This is a genomic window from Allocoprococcus similis, from assembly GCF_054660775.1.
Map to the genome: position 1 here is coordinate 1 of NZ_BAAHSG010000044.1, position 18,045 is coordinate 18,045.

General features: G+C 41.8%; 21 protein-coding genes. 16 read left to right on the top strand and 5 right to left on the bottom strand.

Annotated elements, in window-relative coordinates:
* Positions 1-19 precede the first annotated feature (19 nt).
* The 15 genes from ACYQ5K_RS14825 to ACYQ5K_RS14895 all read left to right on the top strand — a co-directional run bounded on the left by ACYQ5K_RS14825 (position 20) and on the right by ACYQ5K_RS14895 (position 12,339).
* The gene (locus tag ACYQ5K_RS14825) at positions 20-1,384 is read left to right on the top strand and encodes an oligosaccharide flippase family protein (protein ID WP_459777836.1); all 1,365 of its coding nucleotides are present in this window, start codon (positions 20-22) and stop codon (positions 1,382-1,384) included.
* Positions 1,385-1,397: 13 nt separating this feature from the next.
* Positions 1,398-2,351 carry a Coenzyme F420 hydrogenase/dehydrogenase, beta subunit C-terminal domain gene (locus ACYQ5K_RS14830; protein WP_459777837.1) on the top strand — a complete coding sequence of 318 codons (954 nt, stop codon included), beginning with the start codon at positions 1,398-1,400 and terminating at the stop codon, positions 2,349-2,351.
* Between the two features lie 22 nt (positions 2,352-2,373).
* Positions 2,374-2,553: a 4Fe-4S binding protein gene (locus ACYQ5K_RS14835; protein WP_459777878.1), complete on the top strand. Its 180-nt coding sequence runs from the start codon at positions 2,374-2,376 to the stop codon at positions 2,551-2,553.
* Between the two features lies 1 nt (position 2,554).
* Positions 2,555-3,367, top strand: a complete 813-nt coding sequence (locus ACYQ5K_RS14840; RefSeq protein ID WP_459777838.1) for a LicD family protein — start codon at positions 2,555-2,557, stop codon at positions 3,365-3,367.
* A gap of 292 nt (positions 3,368-3,659) precedes the next feature.
* A complete protein-coding gene (locus ACYQ5K_RS14845; RefSeq protein WP_459777839.1) occupies positions 3,660-5,429 on the top strand; it encodes an NTP transferase domain-containing protein in 1,770 nt (589 codons plus the stop codon).
* Positions 5,430-6,149: an NTP transferase domain-containing protein gene (locus ACYQ5K_RS14850; protein WP_459777840.1), complete on the top strand. Its 720-nt coding sequence runs from the start codon at positions 5,430-5,432 to the stop codon at positions 6,147-6,149.
* A gap of 36 nt (positions 6,150-6,185) precedes the next feature.
* Positions 6,186-7,682, top strand: a complete 1,497-nt coding sequence (locus tag ACYQ5K_RS14855; protein WP_459777879.1) for a BCCT family transporter — start codon at positions 6,186-6,188, stop codon at positions 7,680-7,682.
* Positions 7,683-7,722: 40 nt separating this feature from the next.
* Entirely contained in the window at positions 7,723-8,625 is a 903-nt protein-coding gene (locus ACYQ5K_RS14860) for a sugar phosphate nucleotidyltransferase (protein WP_459777880.1), read from the top strand.
* A complete protein-coding gene (locus ACYQ5K_RS14865; RefSeq protein WP_459777841.1) occupies positions 8,625-9,233 on the top strand; it encodes a VanZ family protein in 609 nt (202 codons plus the stop codon). The genes ACYQ5K_RS14860 and ACYQ5K_RS14865 overlap by 1 nt, the downstream gene beginning before the upstream one ends.
* 108 nt (positions 9,234-9,341) lie before the next feature.
* Positions 9,342-9,671, top strand: coding sequence for a hypothetical protein (locus ACYQ5K_RS14870; RefSeq protein ID WP_459777842.1), 330 nt, complete (start codon positions 9,342-9,344; stop codon positions 9,669-9,671).
* A gap of 51 nt (positions 9,672-9,722) precedes the next feature.
* Positions 9,723-10,115: a pyridoxamine 5'-phosphate oxidase family protein gene (locus ACYQ5K_RS14875; protein WP_161283975.1), complete on the top strand. Its 393-nt coding sequence runs from the start codon at positions 9,723-9,725 to the stop codon at positions 10,113-10,115.
* Between the two features lie 105 nt (positions 10,116-10,220).
* Positions 10,221-10,604, top strand: a complete 384-nt coding sequence (gloA2, locus tag ACYQ5K_RS14880) for an SMU1112c/YaeR family gloxylase I-like metalloprotein (protein WP_459777843.1) — start codon at positions 10,221-10,223, stop codon at positions 10,602-10,604.
* A 13-nt stretch (positions 10,605-10,617) separates the two neighbouring features.
* Complete coding sequence (locus tag ACYQ5K_RS14885) at positions 10,618-11,133, top strand: GNAT family N-acetyltransferase (RefSeq protein WP_459777844.1); 516 nt, start codon at positions 10,618-10,620, stop codon at positions 11,131-11,133.
* Positions 11,134-11,136: 3 nt separating this feature from the next.
* Positions 11,137-11,931, top strand: a complete 795-nt coding sequence (locus ACYQ5K_RS14890) for a hypothetical protein (protein WP_459777845.1) — start codon at positions 11,137-11,139, stop codon at positions 11,929-11,931.
* A 96-nt stretch (positions 11,932-12,027) separates the two neighbouring features.
* The gene (locus ACYQ5K_RS14895; RefSeq protein WP_459777846.1) at positions 12,028-12,339 is read left to right on the top strand and encodes a hypothetical protein; all 312 of its coding nucleotides are present in this window, start codon (positions 12,028-12,030) and stop codon (positions 12,337-12,339) included.
* Between the two features lie 106 nt (positions 12,340-12,445).
* Here ACYQ5K_RS14895 and ACYQ5K_RS14900 read toward each other — a convergent pair whose 3' ends face one another.
* The 5 genes from ACYQ5K_RS14900 to ACYQ5K_RS14920 all read right to left on the bottom strand — a co-directional run bounded on the left by ACYQ5K_RS14900 (position 12,446) and on the right by ACYQ5K_RS14920 (position 15,977).
* Positions 12,446-12,637: a DUF6219 family protein gene (locus ACYQ5K_RS14900; RefSeq protein ID WP_173688891.1), complete on the bottom strand. Its 192-nt coding sequence runs from the start codon at positions 12,635-12,637 to the stop codon at positions 12,446-12,448.
* Between the two features lie 174 nt (positions 12,638-12,811).
* Positions 12,812-13,264 carry a YolD-like family protein gene (locus tag ACYQ5K_RS14905; RefSeq protein WP_459777847.1) on the bottom strand — a complete coding sequence of 151 codons (453 nt, stop codon included), beginning with the start codon at positions 13,262-13,264 and terminating at the stop codon, positions 12,812-12,814.
* An 11-nt stretch (positions 13,265-13,275) separates the two neighbouring features.
* Complete coding sequence (locus ACYQ5K_RS14910) at positions 13,276-14,748, bottom strand: Y-family DNA polymerase (RefSeq protein ID WP_459777848.1); 1,473 nt, start codon at positions 14,746-14,748, stop codon at positions 13,276-13,278.
* Positions 14,749-14,792: 44 nt separating this feature from the next.
* Entirely contained in the window at positions 14,793-15,065 is a 273-nt protein-coding gene (locus ACYQ5K_RS14915; RefSeq protein ID WP_459777849.1) for a hypothetical protein, read from the bottom strand.
* 12 nt (positions 15,066-15,077) lie between these two features.
* A complete protein-coding gene (locus ACYQ5K_RS14920; RefSeq protein WP_459777850.1) occupies positions 15,078-15,977 on the bottom strand; it encodes a S24 family peptidase in 900 nt (299 codons plus the stop codon).
* An 883-nt stretch (positions 15,978-16,860) separates the two neighbouring features.
* On the opposite strand from ACYQ5K_RS14920, the gene ACYQ5K_RS14925 reads away from it, so the two are divergent.
* Positions 16,861-18,006 carry a serine/threonine protein kinase gene (locus ACYQ5K_RS14925; RefSeq protein WP_459777851.1) on the top strand — a complete coding sequence of 382 codons (1,146 nt, stop codon included), beginning with the start codon at positions 16,861-16,863 and terminating at the stop codon, positions 18,004-18,006.
* Positions 18,007-18,045: the final 39 nt, after the last annotated feature.

Genomic DNA, 18,045 nt, shown 5'->3' on the forward strand with positions numbered 1-18,045 from the left:
TCCATCAGAAAGGTGAAAAATGTTAAAAGAAAAGATTCAAACGTTGATGAAATCTCAGATGCTGAGAAACGTGACGAAGATTTCATCTGGTACAATGCTAGGTCAAGCAATTTCAATCGTCACATTGCCCATTTTCACTCGTTTATATGGTGCTACAGTTATTGGTTACTGGACATTATTTACATCTGTTGCTGTAATTGTTAATGCATTTTCGGATTTGGGTTTGTCAAACGCCATTATGATGGATGATGAAGGTGAACAGAGTGAAAAACTATTTTCAGTTATAACGACTATTTCATTTATTATTAGTCTTATTGTAGGAGTTGGGTATTTTGTCATTAAATCTGTTACACCCGATCCAAGTGGTTTACATCCGCTATTTTATTCGATTGTACTGTTTGTTTTGATATTCACACAGCAGCAAGTCAATGTATGTTATAATTGGTTAAATAAGAAAAAACAATATAATATATTGATGAAGAATCCGATTATAAATAATGTTTCAGTAGCAGTTATTGCTATTCCTTTGGGCTTAATGGGATTCACAAAATACGGATATTATATTGGTCTTGTGTTAGGTCAGGTATTTACACTTTTTCATATGAGAAGATACCTTCCACGTATATTTTTTGATTTTAAGTTTCGAGATCACTTCGATGTTATTCGAAGTCATTTGACTTATGTTAAATTTCAAATGCCAACATATTTGGTTGCCCAAGTTAAGAACCAAGCACCGGTATTTTTTATTCGTAGTTTCTTTGGAGTTGAAATACTTGGTTATTATTCAGTTTGTATGCGAGTTTTAAATATACCAGTAAACCTCTTAGCGTCATCTATAGGAAAAGTATATTATCAGACAGCGGCTGAAATGAAGAAAAAAGGGCAAGAGGTAGGAGATTTTACTTTCCGTAATATAAAGCGCGCTATGTATGTGGCAATAGCTCCAATGATTGTTATTATGTCTTTTGGAGACATTGTATGTACGTTATTTTTGGGAAACGATTATGTTATAACAGGTAATCTTTCTAGAATTATTGTATTTATGACATTTTTCCAATTTCTTATGATGGCAACACAAGGCATTACAATTGTTTTAGAAAAACAGCATTATGCTTTGATATCAGGAATTGTGCAAATCATAGGTTATGTGGCTGGTCTTTCAATTGGTAAGTATGTTTTTTCAAGCTTATACATTGCAGTTGCTCTTATGACAGTTGTATTTTGTGTAATTCAAATTATTTATTTTAGCAAATTATTTAAAATTGCTGGTGTAAGCGTAACACTATATCTTAAACATGTGTTTAGTACCTTGGGATTAATTATTGTGATAACAGCAGTTATTAGAATTACACTAATAGCGTTAAATATCGTTCCAAATTTATAAAGGGAGGATATCTATGGACAGATTATATATGGCTGCAAAAAGTATTTCAAATGATGTGAGAAGAAAAAGCGCTTCAGGTGGTATTTTTTTTGAGTTAGCAAAACTTGTTTTGGATGAAAATGGAATTGTGTATGGGGCGGCATTTACAGAATCATGGGAAGTGCAGCATATAAGAGTATCTAAAGAGGAAGAACTTCCAAAATTACAGGGTTCTAAATATCCGCAAAGTACAATAGTTACTGTATTGGCCGATATAAAAAAAGATTTAAATGAAGGAAGAAGGGTATTGTTTTGCGGGACACCTTGTCAGGCAAACGCGGTGTTAGCCTATGTGGGATATTCCAATAGAGATAAATTACTATTATGCGACATTGTCTGCCATGGAGTGACGAACTCTCGATTATTTAAGGATTTTATCGAATTATTAGAAAAAAAACATGGACGAATCGCTGAGTTTAAATTTAGAAATAAAGAAGCTGGATGGAAAAAGCAGAAATGGTCAGCTGTATTTTATACCGGAAAAGAATGCATAGAAACAGAGGAAATTAATGCATTTCACAATTTATATAGTAAAAATCTAATACAAAGACCAAGTTGCTATAAGTGTCCGTTTACAACATTGGATAAACAAACAGATATAACATTAGGTGATTTTTGGGGAATTGAGCGCCTTAACAGCAATATCGAAGATACATTAGGTGTAAGTTTAATTATTATACATAGCGATAAAGGACTTAAATATATTAATAAGTTAAATGACAAAATTATTACAATAGAGTGTTCTAAAGATCAATGTTTACAACCACAACTTATATCGCCAACTGTGAAACCGACAGATTACGATGATTTCTGGAATGAATATGTGCGATGCGATCAGTTTATAACGGTTCTAAAGAAATATGGATACCCACCGATTATGAGGCGTATAAAGAATAGAATTAAACATATCATAAGTAAAGAGGATTAATAGGATGGTCGGTTGTGTTAAAATGAGTCCAGAGGAATGCTGTGGTTGCGGTTTGTGTGCAGCTATATGCCCAGCTGGAGCTATTGAGATGAAAGTTGATGATTGTGGTTTTTCTTACCCTGTTGTACAACAGGATAAGTGCATACGCTGTGGTATGTGCATTAAAAGATGTATCTTTAGCCTGAGCGAGAAAGAGGGATAAAATGCAAAGAATCAATAATATTGAACTGAAGTTTATTTGTGTTGAAATACTATCAGAGATTGATAGAGTTTGTGCAAAGTATGGACTCCACTATTTTGCAAATTTTGGTACACTTATAGGTGCAGTCAGGCATAAAGGATTTATTCCTTGGGATGATGATGTTGATGTTTGTATGCCAAGAAAGGATTATGAGCAATTTTTGGTCATAATGGAGAAAGAGTCGAAGTATCAAGTAATGCATGATGGCAATAGTGAAAACTATTATTTTAATTTTGCTCGAGTGTATGATCCTAAGACAATTTTGGAAATATCTGGTATAACGGAATTGAAAGGTTTAGGCGTATTTGTAGATGTTTTTCCTTTAGACAATGTGCCAGAGAATGAAGAAGAACGTAAAAAGTTTTTTGCTGAAATTAATGAATTGAATGCTATGGTAACAATTTCTATGCCTGAAAGACTTAATAGAACGATTCCAATTAAGAAAAGAATTCGTACGATAATGCGTTTGGATAGGTTTGTGAAGTGTAAAATACTAGGACCTAAAAAACTTATTGAGCGTAGAAAAGCAGCAATGCTTCGATATGAAGGACAAACAGCCGTAATCTCTTGTATGTGCCCTCCGGATGATAGAATGACATTTGAAAGTGATATATATCAAGGGACGATAGAAATGCCATTTGAAAATCTAATGGTAAAAGTGCCTGTAAATTATGATACTATTTTGAGAAAATACTATGGAGATTATATGGAACTTCCTCCAGAAAATCAGAGAGTATCTGCACACCATTTTAAAGCGTTTTATATTAAAGAATGAATCAAGTGAAGTTTGAGGATTTGAAAAACGAAAGATAAAGGGAGAAGGCTATTTTTAAGGTAGGTACAGTAACGCAAAAATAAGAGGGATACAGGTGAATTTCTGCTATGGCCATTATCTTTTCTTAGAATATTGTGCCGGGGAAAATAACAAGTCCTGTATTTGGAAAGCTGAGATGTTTAAATAACATGAATCTATACTAAGGCACAATTAATCCGGTCTTTTTGGAGAACATCCGGAAGATCGGATTGTGTTTGATTTTATGTTCATGAAAAAGAAAGAGAGGAAGTATATGAACAAGCAAGAAAGCGATGTTTTAAATGTGCTTTTGCTGGAGCCTTTTATTAATCAGAGAATTTTGGCGGAAGTATCAGGCCATTCATTGGGAGTAGTAAACCGTTCGATTAAGGAACTTATCAAAGCAGATTACCTAGATGAATCCATACGCCCGACAATGAAAGCAATAATGGAATTTAAACAAAAAAAACCACAACGTGCTGTTATTCTAGCTGCGGGATTTGGTATGCGAATGGTTCCCATCAATACCGAAATGCCAAAAGGTCTTCTGGAAGTCAATGGCGAGCCGTTAATCGAGCGTATTATCAAACAGCTTCATGAAGTGGGAATCAAGGAAATCTATGTTGTTGTAGGCTTCATGAAAGAAAAATACGAGTATTTGATTGATGAGTATGGTGTAGAACTGCTAGTGAATGCCGATTATGCTGCAAAAAATAATCTGCATTCGGTCAAACTTGTAATAGAGCATTTAGAGAATGCATACATTATTCCTTGTGATATTTGGTGTGATCGAAATCCATTCCATCAGCATGAACTATATTCATGGTATATGGTCAGCGATCTTGTAGACAACGACAGTAATGTCCGAGTTAACCGTAAAATGGAGCTGGTAACTGTACCAGAAAGTTCTGGCGGTAATGCAATGATAGGTATCTGCTACCTGGTAAAAGAGGATGCCGACACAGTTGCAAAACGTATTGAAGAACTATGCAAAAATCAGAGGTACGATGGAGCATTCTGGGAGGAGGCACTTTATAATAAGGATCGGATGATAGTAGCAGCTCGTGTGGTTCATTCAGCAGATGTAGTGGAAATCAATACTTATGAGCAACTCCGGGAAATTGACAGCGATTCTAACCAGTTGAAAACAGATGCAATTCAGGTGATTTGTGAGGCTCTGGATGCAAAGCCAGAAGCAGTTACAGATATTACAGTTCTTAAAAAGGGCATGACGAATCGTTCTTTCCTGTTTACCTGCAAGGGAAAAAAATATATCATGCGAATTCCGGGCGAAGGAACTGATCAGCTCATCAATCGTCGTCAAGAGGCAGCGGTTTATCAAACTATTGATGGAAAGCATATTTGCGATGATATTGCATATATCAACCCTCAAAATGGCTATAAAATCACGGAATTCTTGGAAGGCGCGAGAGTATGTGATCCTTTGAATTATGAAGATGTTAAAAAGTGTATGAAGCGGCTACATGCGTTCCATGACTTAAAATTGAAAGTAAACCACGAGTTTGATATTTTCGGACAGATGGAGTTTTATGAAACGCTATGGGAGGGGACTCCTTCTGTTTATAAAGACTATGAAAAAACAAAAGCAAATGTTCTGTCGCTAAAGCCTTATATTAATGCACATGTTGGAGAAAAAGTCCTGACCCATATTGATGCAGTGCCGGATAATTTCCTTTTTGCGGAGAAAGATGGCAGGGAAGAAATCCGACTGATTGACTGGGAGTATGCAGGAATGCAAGATCCTCATGTGGATGTGGCAATGTTCTGTATTTATTCTCTTTACAATAAACGTCAGGTCGATCGTCTGATTGCAGCCTATTTTACGGAAGCTTGTAGTGATGAGACTAGAATCAAGATTTATTGCTACATCGCTGCTTGTGGTCTGCTGTGGAGTAACTGGTGTGAGTATAAGAGAAACCTCGGCGTAGAGTTTGGTGAGTATTCACTTCGGCAGTACCGATATGCCAAAGACTATTATCGAATTGTTCAAGAAGAACTGAAAAAACAAGGGGAGGAAGAATAAATGCCAAAAGTAGAAAGAGCCATAATTATGGCGGCCGGCTTAGGAAATCGAATGCACCCGGTGACGCTGACAACACCGAAACCGTTGGTTAAAGTGAATGGGGTGCGGATGATTGATACCGTGATTGATGGACTACATAAAAACGGAATCAATGAGATCTATGTTGTTGTTGGATATCTGAAAGAGCAGTTTGTGACACTTGAAAAGGAGTATCCTGGTGTTAAGCTGATTGAAAATTCTTATTATGATACCTGTAATAACATTGCATCGCTTTACGTGGCAAGAGATTATATTGAAAATGCGATTATTCTGGATGGTGATCAGATTATTTATAATCCGGAAATTCTTGCACCAGAGTTTGAACGCTCTGGATATAACAGTGTTTGGACAGATGGAGAAACGGATGAGTGGCTTCAGACTGTAGAAGATGGCATCGTTACCTCCTGCAGTCGGACAGGTGGAAAAGGTGGATGGCAGCTGTACAGTATTTCCCGCTGGACTGCAGAGGATGGAAAAAAACTGAAACGCCACCTTGAAATTGAGTTTGAACAAAAGAAGAACCGACAAATCTACTGGGATGATGTGGCGATGTTCTGTTACCCGGAGGAGTATCAATTGGGTATCCGTCCTATGAATAAGGACGATATTATAGAAGTGGATAATCTGAGCGAGCTAATTGCTCTGGATGTCAGCTACAAAAAATATGTGGAGGAAAAGTAAGTGAATACGAAAAAAGAACATGGAAAAATAGACTGGATGATAACACTGGTGCCTTTGGCAATCGTGATTGCATTATGTGTTCTATTCTTTTTTGTACCGGAACAATCGAATGCTGTACTGAGTCAGATTCGTTTTTTCTTTGGTGATACCTTTGGTACATATTACTTAGTAATTGGATTAGGAATTTTTATTCTTTCTCTGTATATTGCTGGTTCTAAGTACGGTAATATCGTCCTTGGCGAGCAGAATGAGAAGCCGAAGTATTCCTTCTTTGCGTGGGGCTCAATGATGTTTACCTGTGGTCTTGCAGCAGATATTTTGTTCTATTCGTTCTCGGAATGGGTGCTGTATGCGACTGATCCGCATCTGGCAGAGATGGGAAGTATTCAGGATTGGGCAGGCGTATATCCACTGTTCCATTGGAGTTTCATTCCATGGGGATTCTATCTGGTACTGGCCGTTGCATTTGGCTTTATGCTCCATGTGAGAAAAAGAAACCGTCAGAAGTATTCAGAGGCTTGTCGCCCGATTCTTGGAAAGTGTACCGATGGCTGGGCAGGTCGCATTATTGATCTGTTAGCTGTGTTTGCCCTCCTTGCTGGTACTGCTACTACTTTTAGTGTAGCAACACCGCTTATGGCAACCATTATCAGTGAATTGTTCCATGTTGCCGTTAGTCGTACTGTAATCAACATTATTATTCTTCTGATTACCTGTGCTGTATATACATATTCCTTGCTGCATGGATTTAAGGGAATCAGCAAGTTGGCAAACATTTGTATTTATATGTTCTTTGGTCTGATTGCCTTTGTGCTGCTGTTTGGTGGAGAAACAAGGTACATTATTGAAACTGGTTTTTCTTCCCTTGGACGGATGATTCAGAACTTTGTTGATCTGTCTACGTTCACTGACCCGCTCCGTACATCGAATTTCCCACAGAACTGGACGATTTACTATTGGGCTTACTGGATGGTCTGGTGCGTGGCTGCTCCGTTCTTTATTGGCAGCATTTCTCGTGGCAGAACAGTACGTCAGACGATTCTTGGTGGCTATGTATTTGGTGTTGGCTCTACGTTGACGAGCTTTGTTGTACTTGGTAACTATTCTATGGGAATGCAGGTCACTGGAAAGGCTGACTTTATTGCACAGTATCTGGAAAGCGGAGATCTATATGGCATGATTGTGTCTATCATCAAAACGATGCCGGGTGCGCCTGTTATCATGGTGGTTGTTCTGCTGACGATGATTGCTTTCTATGCGACTTCTTTCGATTCGATCGCTTTGACAGCATCCTGCTATAGCTATCACACACTGGAGGATGGTGAGCAACCAAATAAAGGCATTCAGTTGATGTGGTGTATTCTGCTTATTTTGCTTCCGATTGCTTTGCTGTTTGCAGAAAGCTCCATGAACAATCTTCAGTCGGTGAGTATTGTTGCAGCTTTCCCGATTGGTGCGGTAATCGTGATGATTGCAGTCAGCTTTATGAAGGATGCTAAAAAATACATGGAAGAACTCGGTAACAAAAAATAATTTATGGTTTTGTAATTTTAAACGAAAGAGAGAAATTAAGATGAAAACAACATTACTTATCATGGCCGCCGGTATTGGCAGTCGCTTCGGAACAGGAATTAAGCAGTTGGAACCAGTGGACGATGCTGGACATATTATCATGGACTACTCAATCCACGATGCAATTGAAGCCGGATTCAATCATGTAGTATTTATCATCCGCAAGGATATCGAGAAAGAGTTCAAAGAGGTGATCGGTGATCGCATTGCCTCCACTTGCTCTTCTCATTACGTAACTGTAGACTATGCTTTCCAGGATATCAATGATATCCCGGGAACTCTGCCAGAAGGCAGGACAAAGCCGTGGGGAACGGGTCAGGCTGTGCTTGCAGCGAAAAATGTCATCAAGACCCCGTTCATCGTCATTAACGCAGACGATTACTACGGCAAAGAAGGTTTCAAGGCTGTTCATGACTATTTGGTGAATGGCGGCGAGTCCTGCATGGCAGGCTTTGTTCTGAAGAACACCCTGTCTGACAATGGCGGTGTGACTCGTGGTATCTGCAAGATGGACGAGCAGAATAATCTAACTGAGGTTGTTGAGACTAAGAATATTGTAAAGACTGCGACTGGAACAGAGGCGGACGGCGTGACTGTTGACGTGAATTCACTGGTCTCCATGAATATGTGGGGCTTAACTCCTGATTTCCTGAGTGTACTGGAAGAAGGCTTTAAAGAGTTCTTCGAGAAGGAAGTGCCGGGTAATCCTCAGAAAGCCGAGTATCTGATTCCTATTTTCATCGGTGAGCTGTTGCAGCAGGGCAAGATGTCTGTGAAGGTTCTGAAGACCAACGACACCTGGTACGGAATGACCTACCACGAGGATGTCGCAGTCGTAAAGGACAGCTTCAAGAAAATGTTAGAAAAAGGCGTATACAAGGCTGACCTGTTCAGTGACCTGTAATGGAAATAATAAAAGTATTGGCCAAAATCCTCACAAACATCCTGACTGCACTCTATGAGCCGTTTGGATTCTCACTCCTGCTTTCCTTTTTGGCTATGTTTTTCTACTTATATGCTTATGAGCCTCAAGACGCCGGCAAAGGTTGGAAGAGTGCCATGGTGACATGGTATCAGAAGTTCAAAGAGGACGTGTTCTTTAGAAAACTATTCTTCTTGGCCTTTGTGACCTCCATGATCTTGTTCAGAACGTTACTGAATCGAAATCTGTGGCTGAATCCTTTATCTGATGTCATGGGCGGCTGGGGCATCTGGGAGATAAAAAATGGTGAACAGGTTCTGACCACCGAGTGCATCGAGAACGTGATCATGATGGTTCCGTTTTCAGCAGTAGTGATGTGGACATTCAAAGAAAAGATAAGAAGCGGCAGGAAGAAGATACTGTGGTATAGCGGAAAACTAGCGTTCATTTTTTCGGTGAGCATTGAGATGTTGCAGTTATTACTTCGCTTGGGAACGTTCCAGCTATCAGACATTTTCTACAACACAGTCGGCGGAGTGCTAGGCGGTTTATTGTATTGTGTAGCGATGAAGGCAAGAAAGCGTCTGTAAAAGAGTATAGTTTTGTGATATACTAAAAAAAGAGACTTCTATGTTGTTCTCATACCTACACAATACTTAATTTAAACGATTATAATTTTGGAAAGAGGTTTGTGTCCTATGCCCAGAACTAAAGGTAGCAAGAATAAGCCCAAAACTGTGACTGCAGATTTTGCAACACAGATTGCAGAAAAGCAGTCCGCAAAGCAAGCACTCACAGCCGAGATCGCATCCATCACCGCCAACATTGACACTTTGAAGGCTGACCTGAAAGAGAAGAAGACTGCTCTGAAGAAGGCCGAAAAAGAAGAGGCATCCCTGGAAGCGAAGAAGGCAAAGGCAGATGCTAAGGCTGCTGAAGAAGCTAAGAAGGCTGAAGCCGAGAGTGTACTGAAGAAGCTGCTGGCAAGCGGCATGAGTGCGGATGAGATCCTCGAAAAACTGAAATAAAACCATAAAACTATAAATCACACGCGACCGTGTGGGAAAGGAAAGAATAAAATGGAAGAAATCGTAAAGTTCTTAAAAGAAGCTGAAACATATTACTTGGCAACGGTCGAAGGCGACCAGCCGAGAGTGCGTCCGTTTGGCACGGCACATATTTTTGAAGGCAAGCTGTACATCCAGACTGGCAAGAAGAAGGATGTTTCCAAGCAGCTGCATGCCAATCCGAAAGCAGAGTTGTGTGCATTTAAGGGCGGCGAGTGGATTCGCGTTGCCGGCGAACTGGTAGAGGATGACCGTGTGGAAGCGAGAGAATCTATGCTGGATGCCTATCCGAGTTTAAAGAAGATGTATGCCGCAGATGATGGTAACACTGAGGTGTTCTACTTCAAGAACGGTGTGGCTACCATTAGTTCTTTCACCCATGAGCCGAAAGTAATCAAGTTTTGATGATATGCCGTGTGGACAAACTGAACTCCAGGAGTTCACACGGTATTTTTTGAAGGTTGCTGTATAGTTTGCAACGGAAATAAAAGAAATGGAGCGTGTCACAAAATGAACTTATCTAAAATACATCATATTGCAATCATCGTATCTGACTACGAAGCCGCGAGGGATTTCTATGTGAACAGGCTGGGATTCTCTGTCATCAGAGAAAACTACCGCTCGGAGCGTAAGGACTGGAAACTGGATCTGCGTGTCAATGAGCTTACGGAGTTGGAGATTTTCGCTGAGGAAAATCCACCGAAGCGTGTGAATCGCCCGGAGGCATGTGGGCTGCGTCACCTTGCGTTCTGCGTTGATAGCGTGGAACAGACAGTGAAAGAACTGGCAGCGGTCGGAATTGAATGTGAGCCAATCCGTGTGGATGATTATACCGGCAAGAAGATGACTTTCTTTCATGACCCGGATGGTCTGCCGCTGGAGCTGCATGAGTAAAGAGGTGGACAAAATGATATTTCGTAAGGCAGAAAAAGAAGATTTTTACAAAATAAGATCCCTGTACTGGAACTTGATTGATCAGGAGAAGGATGACCCGTCATTTCCACAATGGAAGAAAGGAATCCATCCATCGGATGAAATGATACAGGCCAGTATTGATAAGGGAGAACTGTATGTGCTGGCAGATGGTGATGAAATTGCGGCATGTGTGATAGCAAATGATGAAAAGGTCGATGGCTATGCAGATGCTCCGTGGCAGATTAATTCGGATGAGATAATTGTTCTTCATGTTCTGGCAGTGAATCCGGGGCAGAGAGGAAAAAGGCTGGCGCGGAGATTAGTGGAGAATGTGATTGAACTGGAGAGAAAAGCTGGCAGGAAAGCATTGAGGCTTGATGTAATCGAGAACAATACAACTGCCGAAAAGCTGTATCAGAAACTGGGCTTTCAATATGTTCAGACAAAAACGCTCTATTATGATGTAGTCGGGAAGATGACGTTCAAATTGTATGAGCTGGTGCTGTGAGCTATGGGAGAAAAAAGAGCGTATAAATCTCGGAAGCCAGGTGGCGGTCGAAAGAAGCTAAAGCCGGAGTATGATGCCGGTAAGAATCTAAAAGAGCAGATGGAAAGTGCTGTGGCACTTTATGAGGAGGAATGCTCCCTCCGATCCATTGCAGATGCGCTAACTTTAAATCCAATCAAAGCAAGAAAGCTGCTCATCACGGCTGGTGTGTATGAATCGGATGTGGCGGAGAAGGTACAGGATACCTTTGAGGAGTATCGGAAAACACAGAACTATAAAGAAGCCATCCTCTCAACCGCAAATACTCTTCAACTCTCCAAAGCCTCCGTGACCTCGTACCTACCATATCAGAAAGGTGTGTACTTCCCGAGTACAGCAGATAAAGAAAAAATTAGTGCTGGAGCGGAACGGCGGCGGAGATACAGAGCAGTGAGAAAACTGAGATCAGAGCCAACAGAGGAGCACCTGTGGGAGACGATCTTGCTTTATTCTGGTGTGCGCTTTAAAACCTATTCCGGCTTACCCTTTACCTATGAAATACGAAAAGGCAGAAGCGGCGAATACACAAAAGAACTGTGGATAGACCGCCGAGAGAACAGTAAAAGTCTGGCATGGAGTTCAGTGCTGCTGGCACTGAACAATATAAAAAAGGTAGGAGAAGTGGTAAACCGCCCGAAAGCTCTGGGGGATATCCGAGGAGTGACTTATATTTACGGAATGTTCTATCGGTTCGGACTGATCGACATGCCAGATGAAGTGAAGCAGAAGATGGGCCATCCGAAAGGCCGCAAAAAATAGGTTGCTATGTACAAAAGTGTGCGGTAATATGTGCCGTAACTGAGGATGTGAATCTCAGTTGGGAAGGATGGTAGCATTATAGAAAAATTGAAAGAAGTGCTGGAGGATTGTATTAAGAAAACGGAGCCGGAGTATTATCCGCCAGTGGAGAATCTGCTGGATCTGATCTACGAGCATTACACGGAGAATAATCCAGTAGAGAAAAACACAGTTGCCGGGAAAGTAGCAAAGGAAAAAGAAAAGGAACTGGAAGAGTGGCTGCGTGGCTTGGAAGGTATGGATAGGCTGGTAGATGACTACATCGGCGATAAGATTCCTCTCTGGGAGAAGATCATGGACCGGCAGGGAACGGTGTGCTGTGCATGGGAGAAGACCGCTTTTGAGGAAGGCCTGAAAGTTGGAATTTGACTCATGATGGAAGTATACGGTATGTAACATTTAGTTTGTGATGGAAATAAAATGAACTCCTGGAGTTCAAAAAAGCCCTCGCTTGTTACGGCGAGGGTGTGTGTTCTTATTTTTCAGGCTTTTCATCTTTTTTCTTCTTCGGTGCAATTTTGTGGCCGGAGTAAATTGCCATACCCATGCAGACCAGAGAGCCACAAGCAAAATACTTGTGGGCCTGCATCAGCTTCTTGCAGCCTGTGTAGAAACACCCTGCCATGCAGGCAAGTGCGCCGAGTGACCAATATTTATGTGCTTTCATTTTGTGTGTCCTCCTTATCTTCTTTCCGTATTCTGAGCAGTTTCTCTTTTTCCATTTTACTCGCTAAGCGCACCGCTGGCTTCTCTTTATAGGTTTGTGCCCCGCAGTCAGGGCAACGATCCGGCAGCTTCTCAGCAGAGAAGCAGTAGCGGCAGGCGTCGCAAAAGTAGCAGTTCAAGTCATATTCACCCCAATCTCTAATATATCCTCAAATGCAATAATGGTCGGCAGCTCTTTGCCGGTATCATTTATAAATCCTGTGTAAACTCGTAGCTCTTTGTTTATTGCATCCACAGCATCCAGTACTCCGGCTATATCTTCATAGTAGCCGTCCGTGAAATATTTTATTGTGATCTCTTGTCCCTTCCGAAGCTGGCTGATCTTTTGATTCAGTGCTTGTTTGCCTTCTTCAGACAGTTCAATTCTATTTCCTTTGAGGTGATCTCTGCCCTCGGAAGCAATCTCATCCTCATAGCCTCGTAAGGCGGCAAAAGGAGAGAAGATTTTAGCGCGAGTTGACATCGGCATCCGGGGATGATTATGTGGTGGCTCTGGGCGGGGAGCATGGAGGATTTTGCCATACTTACTTTGGACGGCTCTGCCTTCCGGTGTGTTTTTGTAGTCCATGTTTTCCCTCCTTATGTGGCTTTATGACCGCCTATCTGCTGATTTCTTTCCCTCATCGTTGCACCAGCCAGATAGTTGGTTCCCTTCAGAACAGCGTTCTTGCCGAACTTCTTCTTAAGTCCCAGCATTGCATTTTGTAGCTTTCTCTCTTTTTCCAGCCTGGTCGTGTCCGTGAACAGGTCAACTTGGAAGAATCCCTCATCCTTGACCACACGGTTGACGGCTATTGTGATTCTCCGTACTGTTAGTTCTTTATTTATGATTTGGTCGAACAGTTCAGTTGTGGCAGAGATCAGGATGCTGCCAAGGTTGGTCGGATTATCCAGTTTTGCGCTGCCATGAGTACCCTTCGGAACAGTGCGGCCGTAGTGATCGATGTGTACCGGACCTTTATACTTACCGCTGTCACAGTTTTCCCGGTCATAGCCAACATCCAGTGTCAGGCTATCCGTTACCAGCCCTTTGTCCGTCAGCTGTAATACCAGGCTGTCAGCCATCTCCATGACAATGATTCTGGCTTTGTCGTATGGGTAAGGGCAGGAGAGAACCTGTCCCTCGGAGATGCTGTTGGTGCTGGGTTTGTAGGCTTTGATTTCTTTCATGCCGCAGGGTTCCAGCCCCCAAGCATGGTCGATCAGCAGTTCGGCATCAACGCCGAATTCCTTATATAAGATATTCTGATTGACAGTGCTGAAATATGCCAGTTCACCCATCGTATGGATGCCGTGTTTTTCTAATCGTTTGACGGTGCCGGGACCAGTCATCCAGAAGTCTGTGAGCGGCTTGTGATCCCATAGGAGATAGCGGAAGCTCTCTTCATCCAGTTCAGCGATACGGACCCCATCCTTGTCCGGCGCAGCGTGCTTGGCGGTGATGTCCATTGCCAGCTTCGCCAGATACAGATTCGTACCGATCCCGGCAGTGGCGGTGATGCCGGTCGTATAAAGCACTTCCCGGATCATTGTCATGGCAAGGTCGTGTGCAGTCATATTGTAGTGGGATAGGTACGCGGTGGCATCGATGAACACCTCGTCGATACTGTAAACCATAATATCCTCCGGGGCAATGTATTTCAGATAGATGCCATAAATTTGCCGCGACACCTTTTCATAATATGCCATCCGGGGCGGTGCAACAAGGTAAGAGAGTTCAAGTGATGGGTCGGCGGCAAGGGATAAGGAATCATAGGAGGCTGAGGAAAAGGATGGTTTACCGTCCTTATACACCGCTTTTCTTAATCGTACCGCTTCCCTTAACCGATTTGCATTGACCTCTTTGACCTTCTGCACGACCTCGAACAGTCTGGCGCGACCCGGAATGCCATAGGCTTTCAGGGAAGGAGACACAGCGAGACAGATAGTCTTCTCAGTGCGGGAGGAATCTGCCACGACCAGATTTGTGGTAAGCGGGTCAAGGTGGCGAGCGGCGCATTCCGCACTCGCATAATAGCTTTTAAGATCTATCGCAAGATATGTGCGTTGCATCGTGTAATTTCCTCCTTTCCGACTGTATTCTCATAATATTGCGGTTAATGTCCGGCTCTCTCGACAAACCACCGGCCTAACCGACCGTTGAAGCGTGGATCAAGGTGCTCGAAGAACAGGTGCTTTTCCTGCCCCTGTATGAGCACAGTAAAACAGTCACCGGAGTAACCGTTATCGGCAGTCCCGGCGGGACGGAAGTCGCGCACTGTTTCGATTGGGAAGGTACGTCCATCCGACCAGGTGATCGATGTCGGCTGCATAAAACCGGTTGGGTCGAATGTAGAATCGACTTTTACATAGACTTTTTCTTTATTCATGATGGCCACCTCTTACAGCAATCCATACTTCTTCTTGAATTCCCGGACTTCCTGGGCTTTTACTTCTTCAAGTAGAGGAATGTCATCATCAGCAGGAAGTTCCAGCGGGCTTACCTTTCCGAGAACCATACCGACGATTGTGACATGATCATCTTCAGACTTTTCACCGTAGGGGAGTGCCTTATTTAAAGAGTAGAGTTTGTGGTTCAGCATCTGCTTGATGACGGCACCATCTGCAGTAGAGCAGATAACAATATCGCCATCTTCAACAGACTGAGTATACTTTACATATACCAGATCGCCATTATGATACTGTGGTTCCATACTTGCACCGGATACACGAATCAACGCATCAGCAGATTCGTTGTATCCGTTTTTCTTTATAAACATATACTTCGGTGGTGTGTCGATAAAAGCACAGCCGGGACCTGCGGCAGCAGGAGTAGACTGCAACTCGGATAGGAAATAATTCTCGTCCAGGTATCTGTCACGGGCATCCTGCTCTTCACCCATGACGGATTCGATCATCCGGTCTACGATGCGCTGGCCGACGGGACTCAGTTTTCGGTACTGTCCGAACACAACTTTTTCATGGGAAGACAGCTGGGAACCGTTTGGCAGAGCAAATAGCTCATAAAGAGGAATTCCAAGCATACTGCAAAGAACCCGGATGGTTTCCACTTCCGGGCGGGCGCGGTCATTTTCCCAGTTTGTGATAGTGTTACGCGACACTCCCAGAAGCTCCGCCAGCTTTGGCTGGCTCAGTTCGTTTTGCGTTCTGTACTTGCGGATCACTGCACCGAATGCAAATTCAGGCTGTTCGTTTTTATCTGTCTGTGGAAAGTGAACAACAGAGCTGGAAGTAGATGATCGTTTTACAGTAACAACGGCTTTTTTTGATTGTTTAGCCATAGTGTTTCCTCCTTTGTCAGACCGTTCTGCTCAGTATCTGACAGCCTTATAATAGCACAATATTATTGTGCGCTCAAGAGGAACTAAATGGAAAATAGATAAAAATATTGTGCGTTGCTATTGGAATCAGGTTTCAGGTTGTGTATAATTGAGATAAAACGAATGTTCTGAGGGACGATAGGATTGCACTATGAGATATTGGATACTAATGTAGCGCAGGGGGCCGGAGCAGTTGGAGAATGGAAACTTTACGGAAAAAGGTTTCATGGTATCACTATTTGCAAATGATACTGTGAAAATTTTTTACATAAGAAACCAGACAAGGGAACAATCATCCAGATTAAAATGGACTTTCCAGTCCATTTTCACTAAGAAACAACCCAACTTCTGTCACGCTCTTACACTTTCGATTGATGCAAATGATAATTCCGGAATCAACAGGGATTTTAGGATAAAGTTGTGAGCATCCTGCAAGAGTAAGAGCTTTTTGCGTTTCTTTTAAGGTCATATGTGCACCAATGCAGAAAGCGACTAATTTGTATTTTGTTGGATGTTTCGTACCGTTGCAGATTGGATAGACGTAGTTTCTACTCAGATTAGAATCCTGGATAATAACAGAAGGGGTGATATCCGGGTGCTGAAAAAAGTAATCATCGATATAATCCTTAAGAGAAAGATAGTTCTGTTCATTTTTTTGGTGATTTAAAAAGGTTGTATAGGATTTTTGACCTTTAGAAATTTCGTCTAATTCCTGAAATAAAGCAGTCGTTCTGGTTTCATTTTACGGGTTCATAGTAAAGCTCCTTATTGTAGATAAAAGTAAAAATAAATGTTATGATTATCATAAAGGATTTTTACAGAAATAACAAGAGGTGAGGGTGGTATGACATTAGAGGAACAATGCAGATTGTCTTATTATAAAAAGATAGCAGATATCAGTACACATAAAAATGTGATTCTGGTGCAGCATGTGGAGAACGGGCATATTTTTGTGATGAAGGAGCAGGAGGTTTACTGCAGGGAAGTCTATGAGTATCTGAAGGATTGTGGGAATCCGCATATTCCTAAAATTATCGAATGTGTGGAAGATAACGGAAAGCTGATAATTGTAGAGGAATATGTGCAAGGAGAGTCTCTGGCAGAGCATCTGGAAGAAAAAGGAGTCTATTCATTGGAGGAGGTCTGCCGTTTGATGCTGACAGTTTGCGATGTATTAGAGCATCTCCATAATCTTCCGCAGCCTGTTATACACAGGGATTTAAAGCCGGAGAATATTTTGATACAGGAAAATGGATATTTGAAAATTATTGATTTTAATACAGCAAAGCAATATGAGGATGGTAAAGATAATGATACTGTTATTATCGGAACCAGGAAATATGCCGCACCAGAGCAGTTTGGTTTTAGTCAGTCAGATGCCAGAACGGATATATATGCAATGGGTGTATTGATGAACTATTTGCTTACAAAAAGATATCCGGACGAGTATTTGTATATAGCTGAAAGTCCCAGAGAAAAAGTGATGTCTGGTATTATACGGAAATGTACAGAGTTTTCACCGGACAGCAGATATCAGACTGCGACAGCACTGAGAGAAGAACTTCAGAAAGTTTTATCATGGACAACCGATCGTTATTTTTATAATTATAATGCAGAAAAAACAGGGGTAGAAAAAGTTCCACGAAAGGGACGGTGGATGAAGCCGTTTTTACCGGTTGGTTTCCGGACAGGAACAATCTGGAAAATGGTATCTGCAATAATAGGATATTATTTTATTTTCTGGCTTGGTATATCATTGGAGGTCACGCAAAAGGATGGTAATGCTGTTACAGGATTTGCTTTGTGGAGTAATCGGCTGGCATTTCTTATCTGGGTATTATTGACGGTTGCATTTTACGGAAATTATCTTGGTTTACGGAATAAATTACCTTTTATGGAGCATAAATATCTTCGGTGGATCGGATATTTTTTGTGGCCGATGGTATTTCTGATAGTGGTTATTTTGATCATTATACCAATCAGTAATTAGAGAGGTATTGTGTGCTGACAGCACACCAAAGAAAATGGC